The 16,143-nt window shown below is 56.5% G+C and carries 16 protein-coding genes and 1 tRNA gene; 6 read left to right on the top strand and 11 right to left on the bottom strand.

Annotated elements, in window-relative coordinates; all coding sequences use genetic code 11:
* Nucleotides 1-12 precede the first annotated feature (12 nt).
* The 8 genes from M2305_RS12245 to M2305_RS12210 are packed head-to-tail and all read right to left on the bottom strand — an operon-like array spanning nt 13 to nt 7,821.
* Nucleotides 13-804, bottom strand: a complete 792-nt coding sequence (locus tag M2305_RS12245) for an MBL fold metallo-hydrolase (RefSeq protein WP_046901492.1) — start codon at nt 802-804, stop codon at nt 13-15.
* Nucleotides 801-1,586, bottom strand: coding sequence for a TatD family hydrolase (locus M2305_RS12240; RefSeq protein ID WP_211509769.1), 786 nt, complete (start codon nt 1,584-1,586; stop codon nt 801-803). Before M2305_RS12240 ends, M2305_RS12245 begins: the two co-directional genes overlap by 4 nt.
* On the bottom strand, nt 1,583-3,121 hold the full coding sequence (gene metG, locus M2305_RS12235) for a methionine--tRNA ligase (RefSeq protein WP_046901490.1): 1,539 nt from the start codon (nt 3,119-3,121) through the stop codon (nt 1,583-1,585). The genes M2305_RS12240 and metG overlap by 4 nt, the downstream gene beginning before the upstream one ends.
* A 29-nt stretch (nt 3,122-3,150) precedes the next feature.
* Nucleotides 3,151-4,074, bottom strand: a complete 924-nt coding sequence (locus tag M2305_RS12230) for a DNA polymerase III subunit delta' (RefSeq protein WP_264649481.1) — start codon at nt 4,072-4,074, stop codon at nt 3,151-3,153.
* Nucleotides 4,071-4,736, bottom strand: a complete 666-nt coding sequence (tmk, locus tag M2305_RS12225) for a dTMP kinase (RefSeq protein WP_202207393.1) — start codon at nt 4,734-4,736, stop codon at nt 4,071-4,073. The genes M2305_RS12230 and tmk overlap by 4 nt, the downstream gene beginning before the upstream one ends.
* Nucleotides 4,720-5,997: a D-alanyl-D-alanine carboxypeptidase family protein gene (locus tag M2305_RS12220; protein ID WP_264649480.1), complete on the bottom strand. Its 1,278-nt coding sequence runs from the start codon at nt 5,995-5,997 to the stop codon at nt 4,720-4,722. The genes tmk and M2305_RS12220 overlap by 17 nt, the downstream gene beginning before the upstream one ends.
* Nucleotides 5,994-6,851, bottom strand: a complete 858-nt coding sequence (locus M2305_RS12215; RefSeq protein ID WP_264649479.1) for a septal ring lytic transglycosylase RlpA family protein — start codon at nt 6,849-6,851, stop codon at nt 5,994-5,996. Before M2305_RS12215 ends, M2305_RS12220 begins: the two co-directional genes overlap by 4 nt.
* Nucleotides 6,838-7,821, bottom strand: a complete 984-nt coding sequence (locus M2305_RS12210; RefSeq protein WP_264649478.1) for a lytic murein transglycosylase — start codon at nt 7,819-7,821, stop codon at nt 6,838-6,840. The genes M2305_RS12215 and M2305_RS12210 overlap by 14 nt, the downstream gene beginning before the upstream one ends.
* A gap of 180 nt (nt 7,822-8,001) precedes the next feature.
* Here M2305_RS12210 and M2305_RS12205 point away from each other — a divergent pair, with 180 nt between their 5' ends.
* Nucleotides 8,002-8,568 carry a DedA family protein gene (locus M2305_RS12205; RefSeq protein WP_064273192.1) on the top strand — a complete coding sequence of 189 codons (567 nt, stop codon included), beginning with the start codon at nt 8,002-8,004 and terminating at the stop codon, nt 8,566-8,568.
* Nucleotides 8,569-8,572: 4 nt separating this feature from the next.
* Nucleotides 8,573-9,637 carry an ATP-grasp domain-containing protein gene (locus M2305_RS12200; RefSeq protein ID WP_264649477.1) on the top strand — a complete coding sequence of 355 codons (1,065 nt, stop codon included), beginning with the start codon at nt 8,573-8,575 and terminating at the stop codon, nt 9,635-9,637.
* Between the two features lie 6 nt (nt 9,638-9,643).
* Here M2305_RS12200 and M2305_RS12195 read toward each other — a convergent pair whose 3' ends face one another.
* Entirely contained in the window at nt 9,644-10,108 is a 465-nt protein-coding gene (locus M2305_RS12195; RefSeq protein ID WP_046901483.1) for an MlaD family protein, read from the bottom strand.
* A 128-nt stretch (nt 10,109-10,236) separates the two neighbouring features.
* On the opposite strand from M2305_RS12195, the gene M2305_RS12190 reads away from it, so the two are divergent.
* Both M2305_RS12190 and M2305_RS12185 read left to right on the top strand, forming a co-directional pair.
* On the top strand, nt 10,237-11,079 hold the full coding sequence (locus tag M2305_RS12190; protein ID WP_046901482.1) for an undecaprenyl-diphosphate phosphatase: 843 nt from the start codon (nt 10,237-10,239) through the stop codon (nt 11,077-11,079).
* A gap of 39 nt (nt 11,080-11,118) precedes the next feature.
* Nucleotides 11,119-12,648, top strand: a complete 1,530-nt coding sequence (locus tag M2305_RS12185) for an APC family permease (protein WP_211509765.1) — start codon at nt 11,119-11,121, stop codon at nt 12,646-12,648.
* A gap of 27 nt (nt 12,649-12,675) precedes the next feature.
* Here the strand turns inward: M2305_RS12185 and M2305_RS12180 are convergent, their stop codons facing one another.
* Nucleotides 12,676-13,608 (bottom strand): GIY-YIG nuclease family protein, encoded by a 933-nt coding sequence (locus M2305_RS12180; RefSeq protein WP_264649476.1) that lies wholly within the window; start codon nt 13,606-13,608, stop codon nt 12,676-12,678.
* Nucleotides 13,609-13,757: 149 nt separating this feature from the next.
* Nucleotides 13,758-14,945: a mechanosensitive ion channel family protein gene (locus M2305_RS12175; RefSeq protein ID WP_064273188.1), complete on the bottom strand. Its 1,188-nt coding sequence runs from the start codon at nt 14,943-14,945 to the stop codon at nt 13,758-13,760.
* A 174-nt stretch (nt 14,946-15,119) separates the two neighbouring features.
* Between M2305_RS12175 and M2305_RS12170 the strand changes: the two genes are divergently transcribed.
* Together M2305_RS12170 and M2305_RS12165 are read left to right on the top strand one after the other, a co-directional pair.
* Nucleotides 15,120-15,194: transfer RNA gene (locus M2305_RS12170), tRNA-Met, on the top strand.
* Nucleotides 15,195-15,266: 72 nt separating this feature from the next.
* Nucleotides 15,267-16,136, top strand: a complete 870-nt coding sequence (locus M2305_RS12165) for a glycosyltransferase family 2 protein (protein ID WP_264649475.1) — start codon at nt 15,267-15,269, stop codon at nt 16,134-16,136.
* Nucleotides 16,137-16,143 lie beyond the last annotated feature (7 nt).

Here is a 16,143-nt window from a genome sequence, read left to right as displayed (position 1 = left end):
CTGCCCGGTTTTTTAGAACGTCAGAACCATTCCATCATAAGCCGGGCGCACATCCGGCGGCAGTGTCTGGCATAGAATGTCGTAATCCATATCCGTGCCCATATGAGTCAGGATTGTGCGCCCTGCCCTGATTTTCGTGCGCCATTCCAGCACACGTTCCAGCCAGGCATGAGCTGGATGCGGTTCATACTGGAAGCAATCCACAACCCACGTATCCACACCATCCAGAAGCGTCAGAGCGTCTTCGGACAATGTTTCAACATCCGTGGAATAGGCAAATTTTCCAAACCGCAGCCCCAGAGACGTGATCCGCCCATGACGCTGCTCGAAAATACGCCCTTCCAGACCGGGAAAATCGACGTCTTCTCCAGCTGTAACGACTTGCTCATTGAAGACTGGACGATAAAAATCCGGGCCTTTCCAAGGTGCAAATGCATAAGCAAATCGCTGCCGGAGCTCTTCCAAAGTGCTTTGCGCGGCTAAAAGCGGAAGTGGTTTATCAATCACACGGTTGATGGCCCGCAGATCATCAAGTCCTGCGATATGGTCACTATGCGGGTGCGTATAGAGCACTGCATCAATGTGGCTCAGGCCACAATTCAGCATTTGAGAGCGGAAGTCCGGCCCGGAATCAACCAGAAGCCGAAACCCGCCCTCACCTTCAACAACAATCGAAGAACGCGTACGCCTGTTCTTAGGGTTCTGCGGATTGCAGTGCCCCCAGATCCCCGTTTGTGAGCCGTTCTGACCGCCCAGCATTGGTACGCCAGCAGAACCTCCACATCCAAGGATTGTGACTTTCACAGGCGTGTCCTTGCAAAAAGACGATGTACGTTTTCGGTGGTGATATCCGCGATTTTCTCAGCGGAAACCCCCCGCTCCTGCGCCAGTCGCGCAGCTGTGTGGGCCACATATCCTGGCGTATTTGGCTTACCGCGCTTTGGAACGGGCGCGAGAAACGGACTGTCCGTTTCAACCAGCAGCCGATCCTCAGGAACGATCCGCGCAACGTCCCGGATTTCCTCACATTTCGGAAACGTCAGAAGCCCGGAGAAGCTGATATACCCTCCGAGTTCGAGCGCAGCCTCAGCGAGCTTGGGCCCCGAGGCAAAGCAGTGAATCAGGAAAGGAAACGCACCCTTCCCGCTCTCTTCGCGCAAAATCGCGATCGTATCGTCGTCTGCCTGTCGCGTATGAATGACGACCGGCAAACCTGTCTCACGAGCCGCAGCAATATGTATGCGAAATGCAGCGTGCTGCGCCGGTTTCGCCTCATCTCCACTGTGGAAATAATCCAGCCCGGATTCACCAATAGCCACCACGCAGGATGGCTCGGCTTTCTGAACCAGCTCTTCCACAGAAGGAAGACGCTCTTCACCCACATGATCCGGATGCGTGCCGATGGCACACCAGACGCGAAGGTCTGGCGCGTCAAAGCGCGTCAGACCAATCTGGGTCTCTGCCTGTGAAAAGCGCGTCCCGATCGTAATCATGCCAGCTAGACCAGACTGCCGCGCCATCTCCAGCGCGGCAGGCACATCGTCCAGACGATCAAGATGGCAATGACTGTCGATCAGTCCCGTCATTCTGCGTCCTCGACCACGAAGCGCGGGAACAGCCCTTCCGGCTTCGGCAATGTGCGACCACCTGGAAGCGGCGTTTCAAGAGCGGCGAATGTCCGCTCGTTCTCTTCCACACCAAGCTGGGTCAGCATCTTGTCCATCGTGTTGGGCATATACGGCTGAAGCATCGTCGCAATCGCACGGATCACATCCAGCAACACACGCAGAACATGCGCCATCCGCTCCGGATCAGTCTTCTTCAGCGCCCAGGGAGCCTGACGGTCAATGTACGAATTGGCCGCACGGATGATCTTCCAGACTTCCTCAAGCGCATCTGTAATGGCTTTGCGCTCGATCTGCTCGCTCATCAGAGACGGCAGCAGCTGCGCCGTGGCCAGAATGGCCAGATCGTCTTCTGTCTGTGGCCCGCGTTCCGGGACAACGCCCCCAAGATTGCGTGCCACGAGGCTCAGCGTCCGCTGGCACAGATTGCCGAGATCGTTCGCAAGTTCGACGTTTGTGCGCGTAATCATCGAACGACGGCTGAAGTTTGAATCACCACCAAACGGCACTTCTCGCATCAGGAAGAACCGCAGCGCATCAAGACCGAACTCATCAGCCAGCGCCTTCGGGTCCAGAACGTTGCCGAGAGACTTGCTCATCTTCTCGCCTTCGACCGTCCACCAGCCATGGGCGAAGACGCTTTTCGGCAGCTCAATACCCGCAGCCATCAGGAAAGCCGGCCAGTACACACAATGGAACCGGGCGATTTCCTTACCAACAATATGCAAATCTGCCGGCCAGAACTTCGCACGTGGATCATTCAGATCCGGGTAGCCCACAGCCGTCAGATAGTTGGCGAGCGCATCGAACCAGACATACATGACGTGATCCGGATCGTTCGGAACCGGAATACCCCATTTGAAGCTGGTGCGGCTGACGGAAAGATCCCTCAGCCCCTGCTTCACGAAGCTCTCGATCTCCCGACGCGGTCCATGGGGACCAATAAACTCGGGATTGTCTTCATACAGCTTCAGCAGACGGTCCTGAAACTCGGACAGTTTAAAGAAGTAGGACGGCTCCTTGACGCGCTCTACCGGCGCACCCGATGGAGCAACCATCGTGCCATCTGGCTTCTTGACCAGCTCATCTTCACCAATGAATGCTTCATCGCGTGTGGAGTACCAGCCCTCATACGCGCCGAGATAGATGTGACCATTGGCCGCAACTTTTTCCCACAACGCACTTGCAGCAACCTTGTGGCGCTCATCCGTCGTGCGGATGAACTCATCCGTGGAGATCGCCATGTCCTGCTGCATCTGGCGAAAAGACGCAGAAATCTTGTCGGCGTAGGCTTGCGTCTCCATGCCCTGAGCGGTCGCGGTCTGCTCAACCTTCTGGCCGTGCTCATCCGTCCCGCTGACGAACAGAACGTCTTCACCGTTCAGGCGATGGAACCGGGCCAGAACGTCCGCCGCGATGGACGTATAGGCATGCCCGATATGCGGAGCGCCGTTCACGTAGAAGATTGGAGTTGTAATGGTGAAGCGCCGCGTCATGTCCACTCGTCTTGTCATGCCTGAGCCATTCACGTTCCGGCAGCGAGTTCCACTGCCTGACGGATGGCCTGGGCCTTGTCCAGATTAAAACCGTCTGTCTGCCGCCTCAGTGTATCAAGTTCCGAACACTGACGGGCAGAAGAATCAGCAACAGGCAGGTCGCCACGTCGTGCTGCCGAGCGTGCACGATCTGCCAGTCCCTCGCCTAGCAAATCACAGAGCAATGCGAAACCTTCCGTCTCACGGGCAATCCGGTCAATGAGAGGAAGCATATCAGCCGTCAGCGTCTTCCCTGCCAGTATTTCCGCCACAAACGCAGCAATCGCTCCATCCCGATCCTGAGCAAGAAACAATGCGCGCCCTGGAGAACCATGAGACCGCGCAAGAACATCTTCCGGAACATCAGGAACCAGCACGCGCATATCCGCGTCAGGCAGAGGCGAAAGGGCAAGCGCCCGACATCGACTGCGGATGGTCGGAAGCAGCCGTCCCGGAGACGCGGTTGTCAGCAGAAGGATAGCTTTCGGGGGCGGCTCTTCCAGAATTTTCAGAAGCGCATTTGCTGCAAAACGGTTCAGATATTCCGCGCCGTCCACGATCACGACACGCCAGCCACCTTCCGTGGCTGTGTGGTGCAGGAAAGATTGCACGGGCCGCACATCTGCAGCCGTGATTTCACCCCGCAAACGACCCTTTTTCTCGTCCACAGCACGTGAGATTTCCAAAAGATCTCCGTGCGTCCCAGCCGTAATACGCCGTGCGGCTGCAGAGGCTGGATCTTCTCCATTCAGCAGTATCCGCGCCAGTCGGAACGCGAGCGTCGCCTTTCCAATCCCGGCGGGGCCGGAAATCAGCCATGCATGATGTAATCGCCCAGATGCAAGGACAGCACGGAACGTCTCTTCAGCCGCTTCGTGGCCTCGCAGGTCGAATGTGTGCCGTGGATCCGTCACGCGTCAGACGCGCACGCCGTATGACCCAGCTTCTCCGACACAGCATTCAGAAGAGATCGGCTGACAGCTTCAGGAGTGCGGCCAGCGTTAATACGCTTCACGCGCTCCGGTTCTGCTTTGGCAATCGCATCGAAGCCAGAAAGCACACGCTGATGAAAAGCCTCAGCCTGTCCTTCGTATCGGTCTGTCCGGCCTCCACGACTTTCCAGCCGCTCCAGCGCCTGTTCGCGTGGGAGTTCAAGCAGCAAGGTCAGATCAGGCTCTCGGCCGACAAGACGTCGCGCGCCAGTAATGAAGTCCAGACGTTCCGTTGATCCTCGCCCAACACCATAGCCCTGATAAGCCAGTGTCGAATCATGGAACCGATCGCAGACCACGACTGCGCCGCGCTGAAGAGCCGGAAGTATGAGATTATCCAGATGGTCACAACGGGCTGCCATATGTGCCAGCACCTCTGCCCGCCAGGACAGCTCTTCTTCTCCGAACAGCAGAAGGTGCCGGATTGCTTCTGCGCCCGGCGTTCCGCCCGGTTCGCGCGTCAGAATGGCTTCGTACCCTAGTCCGCGAATGTGGTCCGCCAGAAGGCGCGCCTGCGTGGATTTCCCAGCGCCCTCGCCACCTTCCAGCGTAACGAACAAACCGTTTTTAATTTGCAGGGCCATGACCAAGGCGCGCCATTGCACGTCCAACCAGTCCGAGTTTTGCAACGGATCCACCCGCCTGAAGCGGCACACGAATATCACCCATGCCCGGCGCTGAAATTACGATTGCGCCACAGGCCTGACCTTCAACGACTGGTGCAATCACTGGTGACGCATAATCCACTGCAATATGGGAACGCTGCTGCCAGCCCACCGGCATGGTCATCACAATGTCAGCACCCGCGACAAGCGGTACAGCCTTGTGTTCACCCATCCAGACCGGCGCATGATCCACAACCTGCCCCTTGCGGAACAACGTCGCATTTTCGAAGTTTGCAAACGCCCAGGACATGAGTCGTTCACCTTCATGCGCGCGCTCATTGCTGGACGCTGTCCCGTTAATCACGACAATCACGCGATTTCCGTTCCGGCTGGAGCTGGCACAGAGACCAAACCCTCCAGCATCGGTGTGACCTGTCTTCAGGCCATCAGCCAGTCCCTTGTCGACCAGAACGTTACGGTTGCCCTGACGGATCTTGTTGAATGTGAATTCCGTCTCACCGAAGAAATGGTAATATTGCGGGAAGTCACGGATCAGGTGCATGGCCACGGTCGCTACGTCATGCGCGGACATGTAATGCCCTTCGGCAGGCAGACCCGTCACGTTCATGAAGTGCGAATTTGTCAGACCGATCTTAGGAGCTTCTTCGTTCATCATGGCGACGAAACGCTCTTCAGAGCCGGCGATCCCTTCTGCGAGAACAACGCAAGCGTCATTGCCTGACTGAATGACCATGCCCTGGATCAGTTCAGAGACAAGTACGCTCTCGCCCAGCGGCACGAACATCTTGGATCCCTGCGTCCGCCAGGCTTTCTCACTGACGGGAAGCCCCTGCTCCAGATGCAGACGCCCGGTCGCCAGCATGCCGAACACGATATAGGCCGTCATCATTTTCGTCAGGGACGATGGTGCCATCCGCTCATCTGCAGATTTATCCAGCAGAACTGCACCCGTGCTGGAATCCACAATGTAAGCCCAGCGCGCAACGGTATCGAACGGACCAATCGGCGTATTGGCAGGCGTCCCAACCGGAGCAGCCGGAACATCAGAAGCGGCAGCAGCGGCTTTTGCATGAGCTGCGGCATGATGGTGCGGGCGTGCCAACGCACTCAGCGGCCCGCCAAAAGAAGCACAGGCTGCAAAGCCCGCAACACCACCGAAAAGAGAGCGTCTAGTCCGCACGTTCGTCCCCAGTTGTTCGGCCTTAGTCACGGCCGTCATTCCACAATGATCCGCGCGCCCTCTACCCCGCACGCATGGGTCCGGTCCAGTGCCGCATCGGCCTGGGCGGTATCGGTATAGGGTCCGGACCTTACGCGCCAGTCCAGCCCTGCTCCATCTGGCACACGCTGAACCTCGCCGGAACAGCGCACTGCCACACTTGCAGCGGCCCCATGCCCGGAAAATTTTCCAAGAAGAACATATAGCCCCTGCGGACCTGTCATCCCCTGAGACCACGTTACAGGTAACGGCGTGAGCGCAGCGGACGGTTGGCCACCCACAGACGATTCGCTGCCGTAGACTTTTTTCGAAGCGCTACCATCAAGCGACTCTGCGCGAACTTCCCCAACCGGAGCAGACTGGACGTCCAGATGCGGCGCACCCGTCAGTCCCTCCATAACGGAACGGCTCGCGGTTTCGTCTTCAACAATCTCAACGGGTGTGTCAGACGTCATGCCCAGCAGATCTGCGGCCTTTGGGGACAACGCGACAACGCGCCCTGCACTTTCCGGCCCCCGCCGTGTCAGTCGGATCCGAACCACCCTCCCATTCAACAGATTTCGGACCGTCACGATCGACGGCAGTTGAAGGGTTTGGTGTGACCCGGTCATTCCACCCGAAGACCAAGCCTCTCCGTCAGAAGCCAGTTGCCCATGTAACGGCACCTCACGTGTCGCCAGACCCGTTGCCCGATAGTCGAACTGCTCATTGGGATAAAACCAACCCTGCGGGCCGTGCCACGCATTCCCCAGTTCATAGTGGGGATGCGGCGCAATAGCAGGCTCATCATCCTGATGACACGCCCCGACCAGGGGCAAGAACGCCAGAAGTGGCGCGAAATTACGGAGAAACAATGCCGGTTCCCAGAAGACCTACGCCCAGCGCGTAATAATCAGACGGGTTGTAACGACGGATCACGTTGAAATTATGGTAAACCATGAAGGCCTGCGTCCCCGGACCATCTGGCTGCACAATCGCGCCTTTTACGTCCGTGCGGGAGAAACGCGCGCCATCTGCCCGCCGCACGCCGCGAGACATCCACTCTGCCAGTGACTTGGTATTGGTCCGACCAATCTCACTTTTATCCAATGCGCTGGCCAGTGTGACTTCCTGTCCCCATGGCTCGTAAGGCTGCCAACCGCATTTCCCGAGATAATTCGCGATAGACGCAAACACATCGGGCTGGGACGTCCAGATATTACGCTTGCCGTCACCATCACCATCAGCCGCATACCGCAGATACGCGCTCGGCATAAACTGAGCCTGCCCCATGGCACCGGCATAGCTGCCCATCATGGCTTCCGGTGCGATATCACCATCATTCAGGATCTGGAGTGCTTTCATCAGCTCCCCACGGAAGAACGTCGAACGCCGTCCATCGAATGCCAGAGTCGCAAGGGCATCCACGACAGAGAAAGTGCCGGTATGCGCACCAAAACCCGACTCGAGACCCCAGATCCCCATCACGCCCCGATCGTCACACCCAAAGCGCTCACTGACGGGTGCCATCACGCTCTCTACACCTGAATAGACAGTCCGGCCCTTCTGAAAACGCGACTCCGGCAGCACGCGATCACGATACTGCGCCCATGTCAGCGTGAACTCCGGCTGATGCCGATCGAGCTTGAGAACCTTGGCATTGGGCTCCCGCGTCAAAGCCAGAGCACGGGAGACGATGCTGGAAGAAAGCCCCTGCGCCAGTGCCTGCGATCGGACGCCGGCGAGAAATGCACCGTAGTCCTGAGCTTTAGCAGAGCGGATCCCCATCGCAGCCGCTCCGGCAACAGAGGAAAAGGCAGCAAGAAGATGACGTCTTTTAAGCACGGGAATATTAGCCCCCAGAGGGTGGTTCATTTGAAGCGCACGCTAGCAACCTGTGATGCTCCCTACCAGTCTTCCACAAAACCTTTCGAGCATTCTCCGGTCAAAACGCCCGGCGTGAGATTGTCGCCAGCGCGCTGACATGCGACATCAACGTTCCATGATCATGGAACATCCCGCGGCATGATAGCCATTGGCCCCGCCCTGGCGTCACAGCCTGCCTGGCTGAAAGCAGTCAGCATCATTGTGGGGACCTTTATCCTCGAAGACGTGGCAACCGTTCTTTCCGGAGTGGCTGCGCGTGCGGGGCATGTCAGCATCGCCCTGGCCCTGGGAGCACTCTGGTTTGGCGTCGCAATCGGCGATCTCGGGCTATATGGCCTAGGCGCCGCTGGTGCACGCTGGCCCCGTCTTCGCCGCTTCCTGACGCTTCCCAAGCAGGAACGAACGCAGGACTGGTTTTCCAAGAACGTCATCCGCATCGTCGCCATCTCCCGCTTCGTGCCCGGCGCGCGCCTCCCGCTCTACACAGCCTGCGGCTTCTTCCACGCACCGTTTCTGCGCTTTGCCCTGACAGCAGTGCTCGCCACCCTTGTGTGGACAACACTGCTGTTTCTGCTGGCCATGCGTATTGGCGGCTGGCTTCTGGCGCATCAGGGAGGCTGGCGCTGGGCCGGACTGGCGGGATTTGTTCTGTGTATTGTTGTTGTCGGGCGCCTGATCGCCCGTATCCAGACCGTGAGCCAGTAACCGAATGTCCAAGACAGAGACTGAACAAAATCCCCTCTCGCTTTTCGAGTTCTGGCCCGGTTCCATCTTTTACACGCCCATCGTCCTGTACTGGATTGCAATGGGCCTGAAGTACCGGGATCTCAGCATTCCGACGGCCGCCAATCCGCGTATCGAGACCGGTGGCCTTTGCGGAGAGAGCAAGTCTTCCATTCTCGATATGGCTGGCCCAATCGCCCAGGAGGCTATTGCCCCGTACGCTGTTTTTGCGAGTGGCATGGGCGCGCTGGATCGTGCGCTGGCCGCGATGGAACGGAAGGAGCTGTCATTTCCGGTGGTGGTCAAACCCGATATTGGCTGCAACGGAACGGGCGTGAAACTTGTCCGCTCCCGGGAGCAACTCGAAAGCGTTCTCCCTCAGTTCCCGAACGACGTTGACCTGATGGTACAGGAACTCATCGACTATCCTGTCGAAGCCGGCCTGTTTTACATCCGCCATCCCGATCAAGCGCAAGGCCGCATCACGTCGGTAACATACAAGGAAGCCCCAGTTCTTACTGGCGACGGACATTCTACCATCGAAGAACTCATCATGAGTGATCCTCGCATGGGGCAGGTTCCGCAAATCTATCTTCCGCGTCTGGCGGGTCGGGAAAAGTCCGTTCTGGCAGAAGGGGAAGTTCTACCCCTCGTGTTTGCTGGCAATCACTGCAAAGGGTCTGTCTTTCGCGATGGCCGGGCTGATACCACCCCAAAGCTGACCGCGCGCCTGGACGCCATCATGAAAGACGTTCCGGACTTCTATTTCGGCCGTGTAGACGTGAAGGTTCCGTCGGTTGAAGCCCTGCAGCGCGGAGAAGGCCTTCGCATTATCGAAATTAACGGTGTCGGCTCCGAAGCAATCCATATCTGGGACCGCCGTACAACCCTGTGGGAAGCATATCGGGCGCAGTTCTCACACTACCACCAGACCTTCCTCATCGGCGCTGCCAACAAGGCGCGTGGATGGAAGACATCAGGCGCTTTCGGAATGCTACACTCCTGGCGCAAGCAGCGCCGTCTGCTGGCGTCCTATCCAATGAACGACTGAGGGAACTCAGTTCCCGAGCTTACCGCCGCCAAAGATATAGTTGCTGACCTGCTGCTCCAGCGAAAGCTGGTCGCGGGTGTCCTTGATGACCCCGCCAGCAGACAGCGTCTTAGGGTCTTTCCCCGGTTCAATCTGAAGCGCGTTATCAGCCGTCATGCTTGGCGCACCAATACCGACAGCCGTATCAACCGGAAGATTGAGCTGCTGATCAACGGAGAACGTCACGTCAGCCATCTGGGTTTGTGGGTTAAGGCTGATCGATTGGACACGCCCCACCGTCACCCCGGCGAGATCAACATCCGCCCCAGCTTTTAAGCCATTCGCTGAATTGAACTGCGCATGCATGACGATGCTATGCTGAACCGGCCCCTTGCGAAGCTCACCGCCATAAACAAGAAAAGCCCCGGCAACGAGAAGGACAAGACCGCTTGCCAGAATGGCGCCACCGCGCCCGCTGTATCCTGCCTTCATGTGGTGCCTCAACTTTCAAAAAACCCGGTAAGCTGGCGAGTTAGTCTTCCCCCACAGCACGGTCAAGGTTGCGTCCCTTCGCGCCATCAGGCAAGTGACTTCCTTTTCCGCCCATTCGTGCAGGCTCCATGACGCTTTTTCAGGCCATCATTCTCGCCATCGTTCAGGGCATTACTGAGCCCTTTCCCGTCAGTAGCCTCGGCCATGCCGTTCTGCTGCCCGGTATCCTTCACTGGAACCTGGACGAACATTCGGAAATGTTCCTGCCATTCCTGACAATGCTGCACGTCGGAACTCTTGTGGCTCTGGCTGGTGTCTTCTGGCGCGACTGGATGGCCATCCTTCGCGGGATGCTGGGTCTGCACGGCCGATACAACCAGCTTGAATCGATTCGGGTTTTTGGTCTTCTCGTCATTGCGACCATCCCGGCCGTCATCTTCGGTGGGCTTTTTGAACATAGCCTGCGCTCCATTTTCGGGGCACCTCTGGCCGTCGCAGGCTTCCTGGTTCTGAATGGCCTGCTGCTTCTGGTCACGGAATGGCTCCGCAGACAGCGCGGACAGGCGGATCACCGTCCAATTTCTTCCCTGTCTCCCAAAGATGCTCTGATTATTGGGTTCTGGCAGTGTCTTGCCCTGTTCCCTGGTCTGTCGCGTTCAGGCGCCACCATGAATGGCGGTCTTCTGCGCGGACTGGATCATGGAACCGCCGCCCGCTTCTCGCTGCTTATGGCCCAGCCGGTCGTTCTGGCAGCGACCGTCAAGGAAGGCTGGCAGATGCGGCACATGACGATTTCCCATGACGTGATGTTTCAGTGCGTGGTGGGAGCCATCGCTGCCGGCATCACAGCTCTTATCTGTTCTCTCCTGATGTTGCGCTTCTTCCGCAATCATGACGAATGGGCTCTCAAGCCTTTCGGCATCTACTGCATTGCTGCCGGCCTGCTGGCAGGCGTTCTCATCGTTCTATAAACCTTTCCAGACGCCGCTTTTCCCGGCAGATTAGGGATCATGCCACTTCCGATACAATCCAGCTCATCCGCCTCAGCCACGGCTGCCCGTCGAAAGAGTCTCGAACAGATCATGTCCGAGAATGAAGCGCACGGGTTGAAACGCAGCCTCACGGCCACGCAGCTTATTCTGCTGGGCGTCGGCTCCACCATCGGCGCAGGCATTTACGTCATGACTGGAACGGCTGCTGCCGAATATGCAGGGCCGTCTGTTCTTGTTTCGTTCGTGGTTGCCGCACTCGCCTGCCTGTTCACCGCGTTTTCATACGGCGAGTTGTCATCCACGCTCCCGGTCTCGGGATCGGCATACTCCTACGCCTACATCTCCATGGGTGAGAAAGTGGCGTGGATCGTGGGGTGGCTTCTCCTTCTGGAATACGGAATTTCCTGTGCAGCCGTCGCCGCCGGACTGTCCGGTTATGCGTCGTCTCTCCTTGCTGTTTTTGGTATCCATATTCCCGCCAGCCTTACTCAGGCGACGTTGCAGCCCGTTCCCGGTTCGGATGGCACTGCCATTAGCGCCGGCTGGCGACTGGATCTTATCGGCCTGACGGCGGTCTTTCTGGTAACCGGCCTCTTGGTGCGTGGCATTGAGGAATCTGCCCGCGTTAATACGCTGATCGTTATCCTGAAGGTCGGTGTTCTTGGTTTGTTCGTTGCCTTCGGCATCCATGCCATCCACCCCGCAAACTGGCACCCGTTTATTCCGCCCAACGAAGGTGGCTTTCACTACGGTGTCAAAGGGATCTTCCGGGCAGCGTCGATCATCTTCTTCGCTTATGTCGGATTTGAAGCCGTCTCGACTGCGTCAGCAGAAGCGAAGAACCCGACACGGGATGTCCCCATCGGGATTATCGGCAGCCTTCTGATCTGCACGATTGTATACATCATTGTTGCTGCGGTTCTTCTCGGGATCGTCCCTTACCGAGACCTGGATGTTCCGGACCCACTGGCCATCGCTGTGCGCGTAATGAACACGCCCTGGCTGTCCATTTTCATTAATGTGGGCGCAACCATCGGACTGTGTTCCGTTCTGATGGGACTAATGTATGCCCAGTCGCGTGTGCTCATGACAATGAGCCGTGACGGCCTGATCCCCTCGCTGTTTGGCAAGGTTCATGCCAAATTCCGCACCCCTTGGCTCGGCACGATCGTTCTGGGGATCATCGTTGCCATCATGACGGCAACGCTCCCCATCGACATTATCAGTGATCTCGTTTCAATCGGTACAGCAGCGGCTTTTGGTATCGTGTGCTTTACGGTCATTTGGCAGCGGAACACACGGCCGGATCTGCATCGGCCTTTCAGTGTCCCCTTGGGCGGGTTCCGGGTGCGTGGTTTCTGGATCGGTATAACACCACTGCTCGGGATTATTTTCTGCCTGTTCATGACCATTCCGCTCGTCACAGACATGATCCACTCCGTTGCCAACGGTAATCCCGTGCCCCTTATTCTACTCACCGGCTACGTCATTCTCGGCATCGTCACATATGTATTTTACGGACGCCGCAATTCCACAATGGCAGGGTGAAAGTCTCGTCTCACGGCAGAATAGCGTTTATTCGACAACGCTTTCTTCCGTGGCACCATAGCGGCCCATGGCTTCTCCAAGAGACACACCGACGCTGTTTTTCCACTCAAACCATCCATTAGCTGACCGCCCGAGCAAATAAGCGGCGGATGAACTGGGAGATTTGTAAAGCGTGTCACGCGTATAGATGACACGACTTCCCTCCACCTTCAAAACGCCTTGATCAATTAAGTCTTGCCGCTTTTGATAGTATCCGTTTTTCAGAAACGCCTCGGAGACCTCTGCTCTCCCGTACGATCCAGCGAGAACTACAAGACCTTCCTCAGTATACCGCGCCCGGCCATTCACTCCGGATGCTCTGCAATAAAATTCCTGCTCCACATCTTCCGATGCCACCGGATTATAGGTGTCATGCGGAGTGATGACTGGACTTTGAACAACACGAGACCTGATCAATGGATCAAAAAGCGGGTAGCCCAGCGTCGTCAGCAAAATATCGAATGTTTCAAAAATTTCCCGGCATTCAGCTTCCATCGCTGGTGGCGTATGCGGCTTGGTACCGATCGTACCGTTATCCAACTCAAAGCGTTGCGCTTTCGCGGCCCGAGTGATTGACAACCATTCCAAATAATAAGCGTGCGTCAGCGTCAGGCTCTGCGTCAAAGATAACGCCACAACGGCTCGGTTCCAGAAGTCCTTCTTCTCATTGTGCTGCTTCAGGCGCGTACCAAGGTTTCCTGTTTGCCCCACATAAGCCCGGAGCGCGGAAGTCTGTTCATTCTCCCCAAAAAGAACATACACACCAACAAACCCGGCTTCAGGCATCGCCAAAAAGGCCTCAAGGCGCACTCGGGGAATTTCAATCACCTGCACAATACGTGTGGTAATGGCTGCTGTACGAATGCCCTGCGGGTCACCTGACGGAAGAAAGATCTGAATGGTTTGAGGATGTTCCGACATATCTTCTTCAGTCCTGCACAAGATCTGGCATTCATGTTTCAAACAGAAATACTCAATTCCGACGTAACAGCCATAAGCTGATCAAGCCAGATTCAGAACGGCTACGTCCCTCAAAAGAAAAAACCACCGCCGAAGCGATGGTTTCTGTCTCAGGCACCCGGTGTTCCAGGGCCCATATAACTTCCCGGCGGCGGCCGATCGATTTTTGGAGACAAAAGCTCGCTTGGCCAGGCCTCAGCGCCCGGCCGGGGTGGCATCATGGCAAAACGTGCCCGCGGCAGAGCCTCCGGACATTCTTCCCTGATCCGCGCGATAATTTTTTCCCGGATATCACACCGCAGATCCCAGCTCTGAAGAGCATTGCGCGCACTGGCGATAATACGGATCGACATCACCTGAGAGTTACAGTCCGCTACCTGCGCATCAAAAACCTTACCGTCCCAAAGTGGGCATGTGCGGATGATCTCATTCAGCATCTCCCGGATGCGATCCATTGGCGCCTCATAATCGAGCCATAGGAATACAACACCGATAATCGCTGCGGAATTATGCGTCCAGTTTTCGAACTGGTTCTCCAGGAAGTAAGAAATCGGTACAATATGACGGCGCCAGTCCCACACCCGCAGCACAACATAGGTCGCGTTGATTTCCTCAACCCAGCACCAGTCACCATTGATGATGACGAGATCTTCCATACGAATGGGCTGGGTCACGGCAATCTGCACGCCTGCAATCAGATTGGTCAGCAAACCACGCGCAGAAAGACCCACGATCAGTGATGCGGCTCCAGCCGAAGCAAAGAGCGACACACCATACTGTTTCACAGACGGGAACAGCATAAGGGCCGACGCCACGGTCACAATGCCCACCATGATTTCCGTCAGGCGCCTCAGAACGCGGATCTGCGTCTGATGCGTACGGATCATGATGTCGTCGGTCTGTTCTCTTGAAGAAAGCCGATTGAGATACGCTTCCGTCATGATCCGGAAAACGATAATGGCAGAGAAGCCAAACGTCAGAACCAGCAGGAACAGGAAAAAGAGTCTGAGGTTCTGTTCAGTCTCGTAGGCAAAGCCTGTCACGGCAGGCAAAGCCGCAATCATCGCTAGCAGTGCGATCATAATCCGTGTTGGACGCCGAAGCGCAGCCACGATCCGGCGGATCAGCGCACCACTTCGGGAGCCGGGGATCCGCAACGTCAGGGACGTTACAAGATTACCACAATAAAAAGCCAGAATACCCACGACCGCGAGCATCAGAACAGAAACAACGGCTGCCGGAAGCCACGTAAAATAAGACCTTACGGCAAACAGCGTGCTGACGAAGTGCTGCGTCACTAGGCAGGAAGCTCCATATCAAGAGGGAATTGAGGGATTCAGAAAACCATAACAGATATGACCATTGTGAAAAATGCGGTGACTAAAATCCTGCATTTTCCTTTTGATAACGTGTTGACACACCAACAGATCCCCCTTAAAAACCCGCCTCAACGCCGGGTTGCCCGGTGGGATGGCGGTGTAGCTCAGTGGTAGAGCAGGGGAATCATAATCCCTTGGTCGGCGGTTCAAATCCGTCCACCGCTACCATCCATATTTTCCTAAAATTAAATAAAAATCTTTCAGGTATCTGATCTGAAAGCATTTTTGTATCATGCTGACATGATCAAGAAGCCTCTTGCCGTCGTCACCATGGCCTATAATGAGCCAGAACATCTTCATATCTGGCGTCGGCATTATGGCGCTCAGGTCGGCGAAGCGTCATGTTACGTTATTGACCATGGCTCCAATGACGGATCGACGGATCATCTTGGTCAGGTCAACAGGATCCGAATTCCCCGCTCTCCTCAGGATGACGAACGACGTACGCGTGCCATTGGCGCATTCTGTGCCAGTCTTCTCGAATGGTATGATAGCGTCATTTACAGTGATGTGGATGAGCTTCTCCTAGCAGATCCTGCCATGTACCCGTCCCTCACCCATTTTGCCATTGCCAACAGTAGCCCTGTTGTCACAGCCACGGGGCTAGACGTCATCCATCTGCCCAACAGCGAAACTGACTTCGATTATAGCCGGCCGGTTTCAATCCAGAGGCAGCATTTACGATTTTCGAGTGCAATGTGTAAGCCGGCACTCATCCGCGCCGCGGTGACGTGGGCTCCTGGCTTTCATTGTTGCAAAGAAGTCAGTCCTCAGCTGACAGCACCGCTATTTCTTTTCCACCTGCGTTACGCAGACCTTGCCTCAGGCCTCAGGCGTCTGAACCGAACCCGAACGCAACCCTGGAGCTCAGAAAATGCTGGCCAGCACCAGCGCCTCCTTGATCAGGACTGGGAGAACATGCTCCGCAACATGGCAGGCCTCCCGATTGTCCACCCAACATTCGATCAGCAGGACCCGCGGCTAAAGAACTGGCGTCATGCGGTCGAACAAAGCGCAATTCACCGCGATCATGACCAGTACCGGCTCGACCTCCACATCAATGGAACCGAGCTCTGGCACCTCCCCGAACGGTTTGTAGGGCGGATATAAAAAAGAG

Origin of the sequence: Gluconobacter cerinus, assembly GCF_025961355.1 — a bacterium.
In the GTDB taxonomy this organism is placed as follows: Bacteria; Pseudomonadota; Alphaproteobacteria; order Acetobacterales; family Acetobacteraceae; genus Gluconobacter; species Gluconobacter cerinus.
Note: the sequence above shows the minus strand (reverse complement) of the source record. Positions and strands in the feature narration are given on the sequence as shown.